Source organism: Thermococcus celericrescens (assembly GCF_001484195.1).
Lineage (GTDB): Archaea > Methanobacteriota_B > Thermococci > Thermococcales > Thermococcaceae > Thermococcus > Thermococcus celericrescens.
In genome coordinates this window covers 23215-40959 of record NZ_LLYW01000003.1, presented here as the reverse complement: position 1 = coordinate 40959, position 17745 = coordinate 23215, and the positions used below count along the sequence as shown (strand labels likewise).

Sequence of the window (17745 nt, the reverse complement as noted above, 5' to 3'; positions counted from 1 at the left end):
CGCGCGGGACACCGTTGAGCGGCCTGCCGCACATGGCGCAGTGGGCGACCTTGGGCTTCCTCCTCTCAAAGTGGACAACGGTTCTTCCGCCAGGAGTCCTGACGTACTTCCTTCTCCATGACCTTGACCTGTACATCGGCTTCATTCTTCTCACCTCGCCTTTCCTTTCAGGGAATCGTTTTTAAATTTAACCCATGTCAAGGAGCTTCCTGAGCACGTAACCGGTTATCATAGAACTCAGCATGTACCAGCCGAGGTAACCAAGCTCACTAGGGGGTAGTGCCGAGTGCTGCCAGTTGTGGAAGAAGCTGAACACGAAGAAGTCAAAGGGAGCCTTAACTATGCCGGCCTCAACATACCATCTCCTAAGCCAGCTTAAGAATATCCAGAATATCGGCATCGTAAGCAGGGTGACTTTGAGCATGGTGTCCTTCATGACCTCGCTCTGGAGTTTCATTAACTCCATCTGCTCCTGCTGGAGCTTCTTGAGCTTCTTCTCATCCTTCGCAGCCTGGGCTTCCTTGTACTTCTTCTGGAACTCCTTGCTCTTCTTCTGGAGCCTCTTAACTTTCTCCTGATCGACCAAGATGTAGTTTATCAGGGTGAATAAAGCACCCAGTATAATTCCCGATATCGTGACCACCCATATCGGATGGTACGCCTGTATCAGCGGACCAAACAAGTTGTCAAGGAACGCGTATATTCCCTCAATCATATTCTCCCACCGCCAAATCCAGTACTTCAACAAGCTCGTGAACGGCCTCCTGGAGGCCCTTATCCTCATGATTCTCGATTATCTTTATGAGCGCGTTGGAGTGCATCGCGTAGCTGACCGCGGCGGCGCGGTTCAGGTCCTGGTGCCTCTGTATCTGCTCCTCAGTCTCCACGTCACGGTCGCGCTTCAGGTCGCGTAGGCGCCTTCCGAGTATCTCGCTCGGTGCCGCCTCGATTATGACGATGAAGTTGGGGTTTATAACCTCAATAACCTCCCTGGGAAAACCGAGGAGGTAGCCCACAGGCGTCCTTATCGTCGCATGGGTGTCGATCAGGACCGGCTCGCGCTGGGACATCTCGACTATCCTTCTCGCGGCCTTCATCTGAAGCTCCTTCTGAACGTTCGGGTCGAGCTTCCTCATCTCATCCCTGTGCCTCACCAGTCCCGCCCCGACGGCCTCGTCGAACATCAGGTCTCCGAAGTTGACGAGCCTGAACTTGGCCCGGGACTTCTTGAGTGCGAGCTTGGTTATGGTGCTCTTCCCTACCCCTGGAATTCCTGTTATCATGACCACAAACGGCATCACGCTCACCCAGGAAGGTTTCTGGAGAAAGTAACAGGACCGAGTTTAAAAGGTTTTGTGAAAGAAAAGAAAAGGCTCACTTCGTAAAGAATTTCCTGAGTGCTGGGAACATCTCCGTGGCCTGCTCCCTTGCAATCTCCTCGTAGAGCCTGTAGAGGATACCGACCGTAAGGAGGATTCCCGTTCCAGTACCGAGGGCACCCAGGAAGTCCGCCAGCACTGCGACTAACGCCAGTGTGAACGAACCCCAGAAGGTAACGTAGGGGATGTACCTGTTGAGTACCCTTTCGAGTATCCTCGGGTCGCGCCTGAACCCTGGTATCTGCAACCCTGCCCTCTGAAGCTGTCTGGCGATGCTCTTGGCGTCAAGGCCCGTCAGCTCGACCCACAGGAATCCAAAGAGTATAGCCCAGAATATCGTCATCAGCGCGTAGACGAGGGCCCTTCCAGGATCGGCTATGACGTGGTAGATGTCCCTCGGCGGGTAGAGGTAGGTAACGAAGCCAGTCAGGGGGTATCCGTTCTCATCAAACGTTCCGAGGAAGGTGTAGCCGTAGTTGTTGAGGAGCCTGGCCCAGAGCTGGATGTTGGAGTAGAGAGCAAAGGTTAGGATGATCGGTATGTTGCTGACGTACATGAACCTTATCGGGTACCTTCCACGGACGGTGACGCGGCCGTAGCTGAGGGGTATCTCCACGCGCATGCTCTCGAGGTAGACGACCACGAGGAACACCACTATGGTGGCAAGGACGTCCATCATGTCCGGCAGGGTGCCCCTGTACAGCGCGCCGGTCAGGTCCCCGTAGAACAGGTGCTGTATGAACGCTGGAATGGCACCGATTATAGCGGGACCCCCAGTAACAGGGTCTATGTACTGACTGGTGGTGAACGGATTAAGCGACTTGGTGACAACGGTCTGGGAAACACCCGCGGCGATGAAGAGACTGATGCCGCTTCCTATTCCCCACTTACTAACAAGCTCGTCCAGGAGTATGAGCATGACGGAGGCAAAGCCGAGCTGGAGTATTATGAGTATCCCTAGACCCAGGCCTATGTAAACCTGTCCGGCGGGTGTCGTGACTGTCTGGAACGCCCCGAGTCCCATGTCAACCTTACCAAACGCACCTGCGAATACGTATATGGCGGCCTCGAAGAAGCTCATAAACACGGCAAAGAGCTTCTGAGCGGCCTGGTAGAATCTCCTATCCTCATGATTCGAGAGATCGAGGTGAACTATCTCAGAACCGACGAGAAGCTGCATGATAATGCTCGCGGTGACGATTGGACCGATACCAAGGGTCAGGAGGGAACCGCTCCTTCCCGCGAGCACAAATCTGAGCGTGGCAAAGTAGTCCTGAATCTGGGCGGGAATTCCGTAGAGCGGAATCTCCGCGAGAATGAAGTACAGCAGCAGAACGATCCCTGTCCACATGAACTTTTCCTTAAGCGGCACGTGCCTCTTGGGCCGCTCAACCTCTGGGAAGTACCTCTCAATCGCGAACACTACGTTTCTGAACCCCATGATTAACACCCGCCAAAAGTTAAATTAAAGGGGAATCAGGCGAGGAGAACCTCGCCACCAGCGGCCTTGATCTTCTCCTCGGCCTTCGGGGTAACGTAGTAGGCCTTAACAACGAGGGGCCTGCTGAGCCTGCCGGTTCCGAGAACCTTGTCAACACCGAGCTGAGTGGTGTCAACTATGACCTTTCCCCCCTCCTCGTAGGCAACGCCCATGTCAAGGAAGAGCTGGAGGTTCTCGTCTATGTCGCTGAGGTTTATGGTATTCGGGGTGTACTGGACGGCCTTGGGCCTGTGGAAGCCGCGCTTGCCGAGGTGGTCCGGGGCGTACTTGATGACCCAGGTCCACTTGGTGTTCTTCCTCTTTCCGGTTCCGGCCATTCCCTTACCGCCCTTGCTACCGCCGCCGCGGTGCTTCTTCTTGCAGCCCCATCCGTGAGTGTGACTTCCGCGGAGCTTCCTAACCTTCTTCTTCCTCCTTATCATCTCTCGCCACCTCAGAGCATCCTCTCAATGAGCTCGTTTATCTTCTCGCCGCGGTAGCCGAGCGCTCCGCCCTCTTTGAAGGTGCGCTTCTTGCCGCCCTTCAGACCTCCCCTCGGCGGGTGGAGCCTGAAGACCGGCTTGATGCTCGGGAGATCCGTGAGCCTCATCTCGCCATCGACGACCTTCTCCGCGAACTCCTCGATGGTCATTCCAAGCTTCTCCTGGACGTAGTCGTCGGTTATAGGCCTGTTGCCGATGAGCCTACCGCGCTTCCTTATGAGAGCAGCGAGGGTCTCCTTGTCTATCTCGCCCCATGTTATGTAGTCCTTAACCTTCTGGACCATACCCTTGTAGCTCGGGGTGTCATCGACGAGGACGAGGTGGTTAATCCTGTGGAGGCGGAGCATAGCGAGGGTGTCCCTCACATCTCCCTTCGCCCTTATCCCGCTCCTAAGCCTGATGAGTGCGAGCTTTGCCATCTTTTCTCACCTCACTCAACCTGGAAGTTCGCTGACATCTCCCTTCCAACGATTATGCCATAGCGCTCGATGTCCTCGGGCTTGACGGCAACGCTGTTGGTGTTGTAGAGCGCGTTGAAGACCGCCTTGGCAAAGTTGACGGTGGTTCTCGTCTCACCGAGGGTCTGGGACCAGACGTCCTGGACGCCGGCGAGGCTGAGTATCTTCTTGCCGACGTCACCGATGACCAGTCCAAGGCCGCGCGGTCCAGGCATGAGCTTGACCTTGACACTGCCCTCCTTACCTTCGACGGCGAAGGGGATTGAGTGCGGCCTCCTGCACCTGCACTCCCAGCTTCCACAGCCGCGCTTGATCTCGATGATGTTCATCTTGGCGTAGTTGATGGCCTTCCTGATGGCTATTCCGACTTCCTTTCCGTGGCCGATTCCGAGGCCGACGTAGCCGTCCCTGTTGCCCACAGCAGCGAGAACCCTGAAGCGGATCCTCCTGCCACTGTCGGTCATCCTGACGGTGAGGGCTATGTCGAGGACTTCCTGGTTCTCCCTCATGTTAACCTCTGGAAGGAGGACGTCGACTATCTCAGGCTCCTTTATCTGGTAGCCCTTGCGGAATATCTCGTGAATGTCAGTTATCTGGCCCTCCTTGACGAGCTTGCCGAGCTTGGTCCTCGGCTCCCACTCCTCAAGAACGCGCTGAGTCATCTCTCTCGGGTCGCTCATTCTCTCGCCCCCTCAAACTTCTCGATTATCTTAGCCTTAACATCCTCAAAGTGCTCGGGGAGCTTCTCGGGCTCGAGGCCCTTGACGAGGTAGCCGCTGAACTGCTTCCTGTACGCTGCCTCGTCCTCCTCATTAAGGGCCTTGGCGTAGTTGGCTATGTGCTCGCCGTTTATCCTGTCGTCCTCGGGGTAGATTTCCTCGCTGTGCGGAACGTCCAGGCCCGCATCAACAGCTCCCTTGAGGACGGCGAAGATGCTCGAACCCCTGGTCGGCGGGTGGAGGCCTATGTCAAGGATAGCCTCCTCGATGCCGGCCTTCTTGGCCTTGTAGCCGATGAGGAGACCGAGCAGGTAAGCGGAAGGCGTGTTGCCGCCGTGGCCCTTCCAGCCGAAGTCCCTCATGAGCTCCCTGGTGTGAGCCGAAACGACGGTCCTGTCACCCCTCGGGTCGTAGAGGACTATCTGAGCGACGTGGTGGTTGAGGGTCTTCCTCACGACAAGCCTGGGCTTTCCAGACTTGAGGAGGGCGAGCCTCTTGTGATAGTTAGTCTTACCCTCTCTCCTTCTCCTGAACGGAACCCTATACCTCGGTCCGTGTGCCATCTATCTCACCTCACTCCTTCAGTATGTCGTGCTCCTGCATGAACAGGTAGAGCTGCCTCTTGTTCTTGAACTGGCCGCCCTTGGCCCTGATGTAGAGCCGCCTGTAGGTGTGCTCGTCGAGCTTGCCCTCGGCCTTGAGCTTCCTGAGCTCCTTCCTGAGGGCCCTTATGGTCATCATCCAGCGCTCCTTCTTACCCATCCTGGCGGTCTTCTTACCCTTCTTGCTTCCCGGGCCCCTGTGGCGGCCCTTCTTCCTGGCCTCCTGGTAGACCCTGGCGCGGGCCCTGCTCTGGCCCTTGACGGGCTTCTTCTTGATGACGCCGTCGTTGATGAGCCTCCTCACGTCCTCCCTGGTTATGGCGGCGGCGACGTCGTCAATCCTCTCCGGGTCGATCCAGACCCTGTTCTCACCGCACTTCAACAAATCAGCGGCAATCCTTCTCTGCATCTTGAGCATGAGCCTCACCTCACGGGTTGAGTACCTTCACGCCGAGCTCCCTGGCCCTGGCGATTATGGCCTCTCTCTTCCTGGCCCCAACGGTTCTCGCTATCCTTGCAGCCTGCCTGGTCGGGTCGATGGCCTCAAGCTCCCTGACGTTGTGGACGAGGACCTCCTCGTAGCCGCTCGGGTGGAGACCGCGAACGGCCTTCGGGGAGCTCCAGCCTATGCTGGGTGAGCGGGCCTTACCCTTCTTCTTGAGCCTCATCTTGCTGTCGATTCCCTTCGGCCTGCGCCACTTGGGGTCGTTCCTGAACTTGGGGAACCTCCACCACTCCTGGCGGAGGAAGCGGGGCTTCTTCCTCTTGATCCTGGCCCTTATCCTAAGGAGTCTCGCCTTCTCGTTCATTTCTCACACCTCAGAACTTTATCGGCTTACCAGCCTTCTCAACGATGTAGATACCATCCTGGAAGACACGCCTGTCCCACTTGGTTATCTTGGTAGCCTGCTCGATGTTGGCCGCGGTCTGGCCAACCGCTTCCCTGTCTATGCCCTCGACGATGACCTCCTGGCCGGAGACCCTGACGGTGACTCCCGGAAGGATCCTTGCCCTCCTCGGGTTCTTCTCACCGAGGAAGTTCTCGATGACGACCTCGTCGCCCTGAACCTTGACGGTCATCGGGAAGTGGCTGTAAACGATCTTGAGCTTGTAGGTGAAGCCCTCGGTGACTCCCCTGAGCATGTTCGCTATGTGGGCCTTGAAGGTCCTGGCTATGGCTATGTCCCTCTTCCTCGGGAACTCCTTGAATACGACGACCTTGCCGTCCTCGGTGAATATCTGAACGCCCGGATACTTGAGCTCCCTCTCGAGCTCGCCCTTGGGACCCTTGACCTTGACGGTGTTCCCCTCAACGGCGACTTCAACGCCCTCTGGAATCTCAACCTCTTCCCTTACCCACGCGTCTATCGGCATCTCTCTCACCTCAGTAGACGTAGGCTATCAGCCTTCCGCCGATTCCCTTCTCGATGGCCTCTTTGTGGGTCATGACGCCCTGGGAGGTCGAGACGATGAGGATACCGAACTCGAAGGCCGGAAGGAACCTCTTCTCCCAGGCCTCGTACTCCCTGGCCTTGACCGGGAACCTCGGCTTTATCGCTCCAGCCTTGTTGATCTTACCTATGAGCTGCACCCTGTAGATGCCGGCCCTTCCGTCGTCGATGAACTCGAACTCGCCTATGTAGCCGTTCTCCTGCATAACCCTGAGGACTTCTCCCATGAGTTTGGAAGCCGGCTTGAGGTAAACCTCCTCCTTACCGACCCTCTCGCTGTTGGTTATGTGGGAGAGAGCGTTCGCCAGCGGATCAAGCAACGTCATCTCCTCTCACCTCACTCGTACTTCTTAAAGCCCAGCTTAGGGGCTATCTCTCTAAAGCAGTGCCTGCAGAGCATAAGGCCGTGGATCCTGATTATCGGGCCGTACTGGCCGCAGCGCATGCACCTTCTCGCACCCTTCCCAAACTTCCTGGGCTTCCTCTTGTTGTAGTCAGCCTTCGCCATCTCACAATCCCTCCACGGTTACCTTAAACTCCTCCATAGCGAAGACGATACCCTCCTCCTTGGTCAGCTTGTGCTTGGTCGGGAGCTTCTTCCTCTGCCTCTTCCTCTTGGCAACCCTGTATCCTGGCCTGTCGAGGGTAACGCAGACGTCCATACCGAAGATGCCTATCTCCGGGTCGTACTCAACGCCCGGTATGTTGATGTGCTCCTGTATTCCAAAGCAGAAGTTTCCGTGCTCGTCGAAGTTGCTCGCCTTGAGCTTCCTGTCAACGGCCTCGAGGAGCCTGTTCAGCATCTCCTCGGCCTTCTTGCCGCGGAGGGTGACCTTCACCGCTATCGGCTCTCCGCGCCTGATTCCGAAGTCCTTGTTGGTCTGCTTGGCCCTTCTCCTTATGGGCTTCTGGCCGACGAGCTGCTCCAGCATCGTCTCAGCCTTGGTGAGCCTCTCACCGCTCTCGCCAACTCCAATGTTGATGGTAAGCTTAGCGATCCTGGGCTTCCTCATCGGGTGAGCTTCCCAGTCCGCTAGGATAGCCTCTCTGTTGATCTGCATCTTATCTCACCTCACGGAAGGGAAATCTCCGGCTTCTCCTTACCAACGACGAAGGCGTACTCCTTCAGGGTGTCGAAGAGCTCCCCATTCTCGTCCTCGATGGTGACGACGTCCGGCCATCCCATCGGGAACTGCCTGACCTCGACGACCCTACCCTTCCTGGCGACGTTCTTACCCTGGGTAACGAAGACGTAGGCACCGACCTCGAACGGGAGAACCTCGATGGCCTCCCTCTCGGGGACCTTCATGAGGACGGTGCTGGCGGTCATGTACCTGTCCTTCTCCTCCATGGTGACCAGGTGGTTGCTTCCGTCGTGGAGGTTGAGCTGAACCTTCGCGCCCTTGATCATGCGCTTGTTGCTTATCCTGAGCGGCTTGATGTTGGCTTCCTTCTCGCTTATCGGGTGGAGTATGAGCTTGCCAATTCTGTTCGGAAGAACCCTGTAGTGCTCGCCGGTCTCGGGGATGGAAACGACGTCCATGATTCCGACCGGGAACTTGTAGTCCTTCCTAACGTGGCCGTCAACGAGTATCTTGCCCTCGTTGAGTATCTTCCTGGCCTCGCGGGCAGTCTTGGCATAGCCAAGGTAGTCCCTGACTATGTAGAGCAGCGGTATGGAGGTCCTCATGCTGTGCGGACCCGGCCTCGGCCTGACCGCCCACTTGTAGGTCTTCCTGTGGATGTACCACTGATTGGGAGCGGCAAGCCTCTTAAGGTGCCTCTTAGCGCCTTTCCTCGCCATCAACCAGCCCTCCTACTAATTATCTTCTCTCTCCTCTCATCGTCGAGGTTGAGTTCGATTATCATAACGTTCGACGGGTGGAGCGGGTAGTAAACCTCGGTTCCGTCGGTCTTCTTGTGGGTAACGCCCTCGACGTGTATCCTGTACCTCTTGAGGTCAACCTCAACGACCTTGCCTTCCTTACCCTTGAAGTCTCCGCGCATTACACGGACCTTGTCGCCAGCCCTTATCGGGAGGCTCCTGACGCCGTACTTGTTCCTGAGATCCTCGCTCAGGGTGGCGACCATTACCTTGCTCCTAAGGTGAAGGGGAGCGTTGTAGAGGAACCTTCTCTGCTTCCTCGGCTGCCTGGTCTTCAACTTCATCTTTCTCACCTCACAACACTATGCTCGCTATGCTGCCGAGCCTTACCCAGCGCTCGGCGGCCTCCCTGGCTATGGCACCCCTGATCTCGGTTCCCCTAGGGACACCCTCGGGGGTGACTATAGCTGCAGCGTTGTCCTCGAACTTGACGCGCATTCCATCAAGGCGCCTGTACTCCTTCCTCTGCCTGACGACAACGGCCCTAACCACCTGGTGCCTGATGTCGGGCCTTCCCTTCTTGACGGTGGCAACGACCATGTCGCCGACGCCGGCAGAGGCGAGCCTCCTCCTGGTGCCCTTGTAGCCAACGACGCCTATAATCTGGACGACCTTGGCGCCGCTGTTGTCGGCGACCTTGAGGTAAGCGCCTATCGGAAGAGCGCGAGTCGGCCTGACCGGGCTAATTCCTCTCGTAGCACCTGCACCCTTCTTCGCCATCGTTATCACCTCTCACCGGCCCTCTTGGTGACGGCAACGACGACCCAGCTCTTGGTCTTGCTTATCGGCCGGGTCTCGGCGATGAGGACCCTGTCGCCGACCTTGGCGTCGATGCACTCCGGGTTGTGAGCGTGAACCTTGCTCCTCCTGAGCTCATACCTCTCGTACTTCTTGAGGTAGTGGTAGTGCTGCCTCTCGACGACGACGGTCTTCTTGCCCTTGTCGCTGACGACGACACCCTCGAAGTACCTGCCGTGTATCCTGAGGTGTCCGTGCCAGGGGCAGTGGGGATCGTCACACTTCTCAGCGGGAGGCTGAACCTTCAATCCAATCTCTCTCATTTTCGCCACCTCTTCTTCAATCTCATCTCGGGTCTTCCAATCAGTTCCTTTCCGTTGATTCGGATTTTTTTACCGCCAACTTCAAACTCGAGCTCCGCCACGTCCTTCGGGATAACCCAGACCCTCTCACCGCCGATGGTGAGGGTGTTCTTCGTCTCGTCAAGGACGTAGCCCTCGATGCCAACCAGCTCTGGATGAGATGCCCTTATAATTTTTGCTTTCAGCCCTATGAGCTCGCCCCAGATGATGTTTTTTGCCGTCACTCGATTTCTATCAAGTCCTCGGAAAATCCAAGGTCTCCGAGCAACTTCTTGACCCTTTCTCTGTGGTCCCCCTGGAGCTCTATCCTTCCCTTCTTTACCGTTCCACCGCATGCCAGCTTCGCCTTCAGCTTCTTTGCTATATCGTCAAGATCGAACTCCTTCTCGTCTATGCCCTCAATTATGGTTTTAAGCTTTCCGTAGCGGGCCTTCTCTATGTAGACCCTTATCCTCTGCTGCTCCTTCAGGACCTCCTTAAAGAGCATCTCATCCAGAGGGTTAACAATCCTTGGCACCGAACCTCACCTTTTCTCCCTAAGCTTCTCCTTCTTTATGGTAAGCAGGCGCGCTATGTCGCGCCTGAGGTTGCGAATGACCATGGGGTTCTCTATGGAGGCCCCCATGGTGAGCACACCCCTCTCCTTGGCGAGCTCGAGGCGGAGCTCCCTGAGCTTCTTGTCGATCTCCTCGATGCTCATCTCCCTAATCTCACTCGGCTTCATTGGTGCTCACCTCTTCCTCAACGAGCTTCTCTATGACCTCAATCTCGTCCGGGAGCTTGGCGTCGGGCGGCATGATGGAAACCTTAACACCGATGACACCGAGCTTGAGCTTGGCCTGGGCGTAGCCCTTGCTGACGAGGGTCTCGGCCGGGTTTCCGACCTTGGCAAGGTAGCCCTGGTAGAACCTGACGCTTTTAGCCCTCTCACCGGTGAGCTTTCCACTGAGGCGGATCTCGACACCGCGGGCGCCGTTCCTCATTATGGCCCTGATGGCCGAGTAGGCGGCCCTTCTGAAGTGGACGCCCCTCTCAAGGGCCTGGGCGAGCCTGACGGCCTGGACCTTGGCGTTGAGGTAGGGGTTCTTGATCTCCTCGACCTCGATCTGCGGGTTCTCGAGGTTGAACTTCCTCTCGAGTATCCTGGTGAGCTCCCTTATGCGCCTGCCGCCCCTGCCTATGACGTAGCCGGGGTTGGCGGCGAAGATGGTGACCTTGGTTCCTAGTGGGGTCTTCTTGATGTCGATTCCACCGTAGCCGGCCCTTCTGAGCTCTTTCTCGAGGTACTCGTCGATGATCATATCCCTAACGTTTTCCTTGATGAAGTATCTCTCGATCGCCAAAAGTCTCACCTCCTAATCTCCTCAACGACTATCTCGATGTGGGTGGTCTGCTCGTTGAACGGTGTGGCCCTTCCGAAGGCCCTCGGGATGTAACCCCTGAGGACCGGGCCCCTGTGCGCTGCCGCGTGGATTATCTTGAGCCTATCAGGGTCGAGGCCCTTCTGCTCGGCGTTGTTCTTGGCGTTGAGGAGGACCTTCTTGACGGCCTTGGCAACCTTGACCGGGTACCTACCCGGACCAAAGCCCCTGCCCGGCTTGTGGCCCTGGCTGTCGTTGTGGCGCTTCATCGGAACCGGCCTCTTGAGGGCTATGACGTCGTCGATGTACCTGAGCGCGTCGTTGACCATCATTCCCCTGATCTCCCTGAGGAGCTCGACGCTGTGCTTGGGCGAGATGCGGAGATCCCTTCCGCTGGCACGAGCCATCTTCTCGGGGTCAAAATTTTGGAATGAGTAGGAAAACCTGCCCCTGCTCATCTATACCACCTCACTTGACCGCCACGAACATCGATGACCTGGTCGCACCGACACCAGGCGAGCCGTGCTGGACGACCTTTCTTGTGAGGGCAAACTCGCCAAGGTAGTGGCCTATCATCTCTTCCTTTATCTCGATCGGGACGAACTCCTTTCCGTTGTAGACGTGGATGGTCATGCCGACCATCTCGGGGAGTATAACCATGTCCCTGCTGTGGGTCCTTATCGGCTTGTTGTACTTGCCCTTCTTGGCAAGCCTTATCTTCCTGAGGAGCTTCTTCTGCTCAGGGGAAAGGCCGCGCTTGAGGCTCCTCCTCTGCCTGGCCGGGAGGAGCTTAGCAAAGTCCTCGAGTGACATGTTGAGCAGTTCCTCGAAGCTGTAACCCCTGTACTTAAACTCCTTCTTTCTCGCCATCTTCATCACTTCCTCCTACCAGTTCTTCTCGCGGCTATGTGACCGACCTTCCTTCCGGGCGGGGCGCGCCTTGAAACGGTGCTTGGCCTGCCGATGTGGTGCTCCTTACCACCGTGCGGGTGGTTGACGGCGTTCATCTTGACACCCCTCGGCTTCGGCCAGAACCTGTTCCTGGCCTTGGCGATGTAGTAGGCCTTACCCGCCTTGACGATGGGCTTCTCGAGCCTACCGCCGCCGGCGACGACACCTATGGTGGCCCTGCAGGTCGGCTTGAACTGCTTGAGCTCACCGCTCGGAAGCTGGACTATGACCTTGTCCTTCTCCCTGCTGACGACGAGGGCGTAGGCACCGCCGGCGCGGACGTACTTGCCACCGTCGCCCGGAACTCCCTCGATGTCGTAGACGTAGCTTCCCTCCGGTATCATGGCAAGCGGGAGGGTGTTGCCGATCTTGATCGGAGCGTTCGGCCCGATGGCGATCTCCTCACCGACGAGTATTCCTTCGGGGGCTATGATGAGCTTCTCCATGCCGTTCTCGAACTTAACCCTGGCGACCGGAGCGGTCCTTCCCGGGTCGTGGAGTATCTCTACGACCTTGCCGACGAGGGTCTTCTCCTTGGTAAGGTTGAGCGGAACGTACCTGACGGCACCCCTGTACCTGTGGGAGGGGGCCCTAAAGGTCGTGGTTCCCTTACCTCTCCTCTGCTGAATCAAACTCTTTCCCATCTCACTCACCCCGTCAGAACAATCCTATCCTGGCAGCAACCTCACTTGCGCTGTACTCAGGCTTGAGCTTCACGTAGGCCTTCTTCTCTCCCCTCATGGTGACGAGGGTGTTGACCTTCTCGACCTTGACATCGAACATCGCTTCCACGGCCCTCTTGATGTCCTGCTTGGTGGCCCTCTTGTCCACTATGAAGGTGAGCTTGTTCTCGTTCTCAATCATCGCCACGGCCTTCTCCGTGACGACCGGCTTGACGATAACCTTGTAGGGGTCCATCTCTCATCACCCGTAAATCTCCCTAAGCCTCTCTATGGCACCCTTCGTCCAGACCGTGAGCCTTCCCGGGTGGGTGCCCGGAGCGAGAAGCTCAACGCCGAGGTTCTCTACGGTGACGACGTCAACGCCCGGGTGGTTCCTGGCACCCTGAACGATTCCCTCGTTCTTCGCAACGACGACGAGCGGGCCCTTGGCCTTCTTGTACTTCCTTCCGCGCATCTTGCCCTTACCGGCCCTTATCCTGGTGTTCTTCTTGGCCCTCTCGATGTCGTCCCAGACGCCGAGCTTCTTGAATATCTCCCTGGTCTGGGCGGTCTTGAAGACCTTCTCGAGGTCGTCGGTGACGACTATCGGAACCTGCGGAACGTTGTCAACGATGTGTCCCCTGGCCCTGACGAGGTCGTAGTCGGCTGTGGCAGCTATGGCACTCATTATGGCGAGCCTTCTCTCCTTCTTGTTGATGTCCTCCCATATGACCTTCTCAACCTTGGGCGGGTGGGTTCTCCTTCCACCCCTCGCGAAGGGGACGAAGGCGGCAAACCTCGGGGAGGTCTTTATCCTCTCAACCCTGGCCATTCCGTGGCCCTTTCCGATGTTCTCGGTGACCCTTCTCTTGCCGGCCATCGGGTCCCTGCCCTGCGGCTGTATCCTGTGGGTCCATGAGGCGATGACAGCCCTCCTGATGAGGTCGGGCCTGAACGGAGTGGCAAAGACCTTCGGAAGCTCTATCTCCTCCACAGGCTCGCCTTCGAGATTGAAAACCTTAACCTTCATCTATCTCACCTCACTGCTTGGATTCCCTACTGACGTAGGTTATCTGCGGCCTCTCAACCGGCGGCCTCTTCTTCGGCGCCCTTATAGCCGGCCTGACCCTGATGATCCTCTTGAAGGCTCCCGGAACGGTGCCCTGTATCATGAGGAAGTCGCTCCTTATGACACCGTAGTGCGGGAAGCCGCCCTTCGGAGTGATCTCTATCTCCTTCTTGTCACCAAGCTTGAGAACGCCGTTCTCACCTATGGCGATGAGCCTCTTGTTGAACTCGGTCCTGTGGTGGAAGCCCATCTGACCTGCCTGCGGAACGGTCCACATGACCCTGGTCGGGTGCCACGGACCGAGGTTACCGATGTGCCTGCCCTTACCAGCCCTCTGGGCCTTGTGGAACTGTATCTTGACACCCCAGCGCTTGACCGGGCCCTGGGTTCCCTTACCCTTGGTGACGGCTATGATGTCGAGGAGCTCGCCCTCGTGGAGAACCTCGCTCGCGCGGAGCTCCTTGCCTATCTTCTCCTTGGCGTAGTCGAACTTAGCCCTGACGTCGTCGCCACCGATGGCGTACTCCATGACCTCGGGCTTCTTCTTGAGCTTGATGAGCCACGGCTGGGTGTGGACGAGAAGCCTGACGTCAACTATCTCGCCGCCCTCGATAAGCTCCTCAAGCTGGGCAAGCTTGGCCTTGAACGCGTCCTCGTCGTAGTTCTTCGGCAGGGTCTTTATGCGCCTCTTGACGTGGTCGTTGAGCTCGTGGAACCAGACCTCGGTGGCGGTCTCGAGACCGAGGTAGCCCTGCCTGTAGGCCCTGATGCCGTAGACGAAGAGCGGCGGGACCTCGACCACCGTGACCGGCATGAAGATCTCCTTGCCCTTGGTGAGCCCTGGCCTGTCGTCGATCATGAGGACGTGGGTCATGCCAGCCTTGTAGCCGGCGAAACCGAGCATCCTGACCTCACTGTCCTTCGGCCACTTCTTGATTCTTGGGACTACACTCCTAGCCCTCTTTCTCGGGGAGTAAGCCAGTGAACCTCTCCTTGGCCTGTGTATTTTTCCCATCTCAATCCCTCCTTATGAGATTAAACACCGCGAGTGTGGCCAACACGGCCTCCTCGGTGCGGACGGTGGCCGTCCGCTGATTTGGAATGGTGTTGAGGATTAGATCAAAGTCATATTCCTCCTCGCCGAGGAGCTCCATCACGCCTTTCCTCGGTGAGCCAAACACGAATCCGACCTCCCCCTCGAGCGGGGGAAGCTTCACCTCTCGAATGTCACGCCCCCTCCGGGAGGTGGCAATCGCCAAATCCAGCCTGGCCTTTTTAAGTGTTTTCGCCAGTGACTTCCTTGTGAGATGCACACTGTACCCCCAGTACTCCTCTGGCTTCGCTGGTATCACTCTGAGCGGTCTTACCGAGACGATCCTGAAGGTTGAACGTCCCTCAACGTCCCCCTCCACCGCGGCGAGGTCGTCGAGGCCGATGTCCGCGTAAGTTCTCCTTCCCTTTCGGAAGGCAAAGCCCTCGCGGATCTCCCCGACCCTCGGTCTCCCCTTGAGCTTGTGATGAGGAGTCCTCAGCGGCGGGATAACGCCGACGTACCTGAGCTCCGGCATGAGGGGGAACAGCCTCTTTCTGAGGTACTGGGGCGTTTCCGCGTACTCAAGGATTGTTTTGATGAACCTTCCGTCCCTACCGCCGGCCCTGTAAACCCACACGTGCTCAACGCCGAAGATTGCAGCGGCCCTGGCTATCTGCCCAACCTTGTACGTCCTGATTTTGGGGTCGTCGGTCTCTTCAAGGAGCGAATCTGGAATGAAGATGTGCCAGGCCATTTTTCCGTCATCCTTTGCTGTGGGTACTTTAACGCTGAAGTGGGGTCTATGGAGACTATTTAAAAGGCTTTCGAACCGTTCCACCCTTTTTTGGGTTTGGAGGCATACAAATTTTTTGCAAAGCAAACTTCGCCTTCGCGACGTTGGAGCGAAGCTCCAACGCACGGGACGACAGTCCCGTTGAGTTTGATCAAGTTGGTAGCTCATTGTGGAACTTCCTGATTTAAGAGTGTGATCCCTTCCCAAACGCCCATTCCAAAAACGGAATTCAACTCAATGGACAGGTGTTATTAGGAGTTCCTGTCCACTGACGCCCTTCGGGCGTCGATTTAAAGTGAACTCACTCTTAGCGACTTGCTTTTGTAGATTCCACGAATTAAAAGCGTCAGTAGCTGGATCACCAGCTCAGATTAACTTTCAGAACGAGAGCTACAAACTTTTGGTGAAGCTTTTTCCAAAAGCTTCCTGTACTCTCAAACCCCCGATGCGGGGTTTCACCCCGCGACCCCGTTTTTCTTAAATTACTGGGGGGCCGACGCCCCCACACCCCCAATCAGCCCCTTGCTTGCGCATGTTGAGGCAAAGCCTCAACACCTCGGGAAGCTTCGCTTCCCAAGGAGCGCTGGCGGAAAGTGGTACACTGTTTCTTAAGCTGTTTTTAACGCGGGTTTCCCTCCTTGAGATTTAGTTTTTGAGTGAGAACCTCTCCAAGGAGTCCCTTTTAAATGGGTTTACTTCAAAAAGACGCCCGAAGGGCGTCAAAGAGTAGGAAACCCTCACCAGATGCTCCCATTATGCATGTTCTTCATTAGGTGGGGTATATCTGGGAGAAACCCAATGTTATAAGCTTCCCATTCTAAGGGGAATTGCTTTGATGAAACTTTTCGCAAGAAAAGTTTCTTGGTCAAGCTTTGCGCGAGCAAAGGTTGATAGGGGGTGCAAGTTAGAGCTTCTCAATCTCTCTCAACCATTCGAAATCCCCCAAATCCCATACGAGCCAGCCTTCAGCCTTCAACTCTTCTTCCCCATCAATGTTCCTAGCAATCAAACCGTAGCTCTTCTCCCAACCGTCCAACCCAACAAGTTCAGCTTTCCGCTCCAAGTCCCCCAAAATCCCCCTCGCTTCCCTCTCGCTTAAGTCCTTCCACTTCACCTCGACGAAGAGAGCCTTTCGCTCCCGTTCGTTCAATGCGACGAGGTCAATTTCTTCGCCCTTCCGCCACCAGCGACCGATTTTCGTGAACCTGAACGGGAGCTTTCCGGACCTGTTCAGCTCGATGAGGAACTGCTTCGCAACCTCCTCAAAGGCCCTACCCACGTAAGTGTTGAAAGCGTTCCAGTCCATCTCAAACGTCCCAATCTCTATCCTCCCCCGGTTCGGCTTCACGAAGCGGAACCAGAAAGCAAAGAAGTTATCATTGATGTAATAGCGCGCCTTTTTGCTCCTCTCAGACTCGGTAACTGGGACCTCACGCCTCACGAGTTCGAGAGAGATGAGGGTTCTGAGGTACTTCGGCATGTCCTTTGCCTCGATGCCCGCGAAGTTCGCAATCTCGCTCACCCTGTGCCTTCCGAGGGCCATCGCCTCCAGAATCAGGTAGTGGCGGTGAACGTCACCCAGCTCCTCCCTCAGGATGAACTCTGGCTCCTCGTAGAGTATAGAAGTCGGCGAGAACGCCACCCTGAGGAGTTCCTCCTCGAAGTTCCTCCCTTCAAAAAGCCGGAAGTACATGGGCACGCCGCCAGTTACGGAGTATATCCTCACGGCGGTTTCGATGGATGCCTCCCTGAAGTACTCGCGCACGTGGAAGAAGTTCAAGGGCCTAAGCTTGAGCTGGGCAGTTCTCCTGCCGTAGAGGGGGTTGCCGTAGTCCATGAGCCCCTCCATCAGACCTATTATCGAGCCGCTCAGAATCAGGAAAAAGCGGTCGTCAAGGATTTCATCTATAACGTGCTGGAAGACCGCCGACGTGTTTTTATCAGTGAGAAGTAGGTATGAGAACTCATCTATAACAACAACAAGTCTTTCAGGAGCCTTAAGCTTTATCAGTTCAAAGGTCTCCCTGAAGTCCCTCACTTCAACCTCCGGAAGTCCGAGAACCTCCGCTGATTCCCGGTAAAACCGTCTCGCGTTCGACTCAAGTCCATTTCTGTCGGCAAGGAAGTAAATGGCATTCTTCTCCCGAATGAACCTCTTTACAAGCTCGGTCTTTCCAACTCGTCTGCGCCCGTAGAGAATCAGGACCTCCTTTTTGCCCGATGAATACAGCGACTCAAGGAGAGCCAGCTCATCTTTTCGATTGACAAACATTATCCTCACTAAGATAATCTTAATTAG

Annotated in this window: 29 protein-coding genes and 1 pseudogene; all 30 read right to left on the bottom strand. The window is 56.4% G+C overall.

The features are described 5' to 3' along the window. Positions 1-145, bottom strand: a pseudogene (rpl34e, locus tag APY94_RS01255) (50S ribosomal protein L34e); the annotation flags it as partial. Positions 146-187: 42 nt separating this feature from the next. Then, positions 188-715: a DUF106 domain-containing protein gene (locus tag APY94_RS01250; protein ID WP_058937909.1), complete on the bottom strand. Its 528-nt coding sequence runs from the start codon at positions 713-715 to the stop codon at positions 188-190. Further along, positions 708-1298 (bottom strand): adenylate kinase, encoded by a 591-nt coding sequence (locus tag APY94_RS01245; RefSeq protein ID WP_014012536.1) that lies wholly within the window; start codon positions 1296-1298, stop codon positions 708-710. Before APY94_RS01245 ends, APY94_RS01250 begins: the two co-directional genes overlap by 8 nt. Positions 1299-1374: 76 nt before the next feature. Next, complete coding sequence (gene secY, locus APY94_RS01240) at positions 1375-2820, bottom strand: preprotein translocase subunit SecY (protein WP_058937908.1); 1446 nt, start codon at positions 2818-2820, stop codon at positions 1375-1377. A 35-nt stretch (positions 2821-2855) separates the two neighbouring features. Beyond that, positions 2856-3302 (bottom strand): uL15 family ribosomal protein, encoded by a 447-nt coding sequence (locus APY94_RS01235; RefSeq protein ID WP_058937907.1) that lies wholly within the window; start codon positions 3300-3302, stop codon positions 2856-2858. 11 nt (positions 3303-3313) lie between these two features. After that, positions 3314-3781, bottom strand: coding sequence for a 50S ribosomal protein L30 (locus APY94_RS01230; RefSeq protein WP_058937906.1), 468 nt, complete (start codon positions 3779-3781; stop codon positions 3314-3316). An 11-nt stretch (positions 3782-3792) separates the two neighbouring features. Next, complete coding sequence (gene rpsE, locus APY94_RS01225; RefSeq protein ID WP_083500582.1) at positions 3793-4500, bottom strand: 30S ribosomal protein S5; 708 nt, start codon at positions 4498-4500, stop codon at positions 3793-3795. Next, complete coding sequence (locus APY94_RS01220; protein ID WP_058937905.1) at positions 4497-5102, bottom strand: 50S ribosomal protein L18; 606 nt, start codon at positions 5100-5102, stop codon at positions 4497-4499. Before APY94_RS01220 ends, rpsE begins: the two co-directional genes overlap by 4 nt. A 10-nt stretch (positions 5103-5112) precedes the next feature. Next, positions 5113-5559, bottom strand: coding sequence for a 50S ribosomal protein L19e (locus APY94_RS01215; RefSeq protein WP_058937904.1), 447 nt, complete (start codon positions 5557-5559; stop codon positions 5113-5115). Between the two features lie 10 nt (positions 5560-5569). Then, complete coding sequence (locus APY94_RS01210; RefSeq protein WP_058937903.1) at positions 5570-5950, bottom strand: 50S ribosomal protein L32e; 381 nt, start codon at positions 5948-5950, stop codon at positions 5570-5572. Between the two features lie 10 nt (positions 5951-5960). Further along, on the bottom strand, positions 5961-6515 hold the full coding sequence (locus APY94_RS01205; RefSeq protein WP_058937902.1) for a 50S ribosomal protein L6: 555 nt from the start codon (positions 6513-6515) through the stop codon (positions 5961-5963). 10 nt (positions 6516-6525) lie between these two features. Beyond that, positions 6526-6918 (bottom strand): 30S ribosomal protein S8, encoded by a 393-nt coding sequence (locus tag APY94_RS01200; protein ID WP_014012545.1) that lies wholly within the window; start codon positions 6916-6918, stop codon positions 6526-6528. 11 nt (positions 6919-6929) lie between these two features. After that, positions 6930-7100 carry a 30S ribosomal protein S14 gene (locus APY94_RS01195; protein ID WP_014012546.1) on the bottom strand — a complete coding sequence of 57 codons (171 nt, stop codon included), beginning with the start codon at positions 7098-7100 and terminating at the stop codon, positions 6930-6932. Position 7101: 1 nt separating this feature from the next. Continuing rightward, positions 7102-7653, bottom strand: a complete 552-nt coding sequence (locus tag APY94_RS01190) for a 50S ribosomal protein L5 (RefSeq protein WP_058937901.1) — start codon at positions 7651-7653, stop codon at positions 7102-7104. A gap of 11 nt (positions 7654-7664) precedes the next feature. Beyond that, on the bottom strand, positions 7665-8396 hold the full coding sequence (locus APY94_RS01185; protein WP_058937900.1) for a 30S ribosomal protein S4e: 732 nt from the start codon (positions 8394-8396) through the stop codon (positions 7665-7667). After that, positions 8396-8761, bottom strand: coding sequence for a 50S ribosomal protein L24 (gene rplX / locus APY94_RS01180; RefSeq protein ID WP_058937899.1), 366 nt, complete (start codon positions 8759-8761; stop codon positions 8396-8398). Before rplX ends, APY94_RS01185 begins: the two co-directional genes overlap by 1 nt. A 10-nt stretch (positions 8762-8771) precedes the next feature. Then, on the bottom strand, positions 8772-9197 hold the full coding sequence (locus tag APY94_RS01175; protein ID WP_058937898.1) for a 50S ribosomal protein L14: 426 nt from the start codon (positions 9195-9197) through the stop codon (positions 8772-8774). Positions 9198-9202: 5 nt separating this feature from the next. Continuing rightward, a complete protein-coding gene (locus APY94_RS01170) occupies positions 9203-9538 on the bottom strand; it encodes a 30S ribosomal protein S17 (protein WP_014012551.1) in 336 nt (111 codons plus the stop codon). Further along, positions 9535-9912 (bottom strand): ribonuclease P protein component 1, encoded by a 378-nt coding sequence (locus tag APY94_RS01165; RefSeq protein WP_083500581.1) that lies wholly within the window; start codon positions 9910-9912, stop codon positions 9535-9537. Before APY94_RS01165 ends, APY94_RS01170 begins: the two co-directional genes overlap by 4 nt. Further along, positions 9798-10064 carry a stress response translation initiation inhibitor YciH gene (gene yciH / locus APY94_RS01160; protein ID WP_206204241.1) on the bottom strand — a complete coding sequence of 89 codons (267 nt, stop codon included), beginning with the start codon at positions 10062-10064 and terminating at the stop codon, positions 9798-9800. The genes APY94_RS01165 and yciH overlap by 115 nt, the downstream gene beginning before the upstream one ends. Positions 10065-10100: 36 nt before the next feature. After that, entirely contained in the window at positions 10101-10301 is a 201-nt protein-coding gene (gene rpmC / locus APY94_RS01155; RefSeq protein ID WP_014012554.1) for a 50S ribosomal protein L29, read from the bottom strand. Beyond that, positions 10288-10920, bottom strand: coding sequence for a 30S ribosomal protein S3 (locus APY94_RS01150; protein ID WP_058937896.1), 633 nt, complete (start codon positions 10918-10920; stop codon positions 10288-10290). Before APY94_RS01150 ends, rpmC begins: the two co-directional genes overlap by 14 nt. Positions 10921-10925: 5 nt before the next feature. Continuing rightward, complete coding sequence (rplV, locus tag APY94_RS01145) at positions 10926-11396, bottom strand: 50S ribosomal protein L22 (RefSeq protein WP_058937895.1); 471 nt, start codon at positions 11394-11396, stop codon at positions 10926-10928. Between the two features lie 10 nt (positions 11397-11406). After that, on the bottom strand, positions 11407-11808 hold the full coding sequence (locus tag APY94_RS01140; RefSeq protein ID WP_058937910.1) for a 30S ribosomal protein S19: 402 nt from the start codon (positions 11806-11808) through the stop codon (positions 11407-11409). A gap of 5 nt (positions 11809-11813) precedes the next feature. After that, positions 11814-12533, bottom strand: coding sequence for a 50S ribosomal protein L2 (locus tag APY94_RS01135; protein ID WP_058937894.1), 720 nt, complete (start codon positions 12531-12533; stop codon positions 11814-11816). 13 nt (positions 12534-12546) lie between these two features. Next, complete coding sequence (locus APY94_RS01130; protein ID WP_058937893.1) at positions 12547-12807, bottom strand: 50S ribosomal protein L23; 261 nt, start codon at positions 12805-12807, stop codon at positions 12547-12549. A 6-nt stretch (positions 12808-12813) separates the two neighbouring features. Then, positions 12814-13581, bottom strand: a complete 768-nt coding sequence (gene rpl4p, locus APY94_RS01125; protein ID WP_058937892.1) for a 50S ribosomal protein L4 — start codon at positions 13579-13581, stop codon at positions 12814-12816. A gap of 10 nt (positions 13582-13591) precedes the next feature. Continuing rightward, complete coding sequence (locus APY94_RS01120) at positions 13592-14635, bottom strand: 50S ribosomal protein L3 (RefSeq protein ID WP_058937891.1); 1044 nt, start codon at positions 14633-14635, stop codon at positions 13592-13594. Position 14636: 1 nt separating this feature from the next. Further along, positions 14637-15407: a putative RNA uridine N3 methyltransferase gene (locus APY94_RS01115; protein ID WP_058937890.1), complete on the bottom strand. Its 771-nt coding sequence runs from the start codon at positions 15405-15407 to the stop codon at positions 14637-14639. Positions 15408-16350: 943 nt separating this feature from the next. Continuing rightward, positions 16351-17718: an ATP-binding protein gene (locus APY94_RS01110; protein ID WP_058937889.1), complete on the bottom strand. Its 1368-nt coding sequence runs from the start codon at positions 17716-17718 to the stop codon at positions 16351-16353. Between the last annotated feature and the right edge of the window lie 27 nt (positions 17719-17745).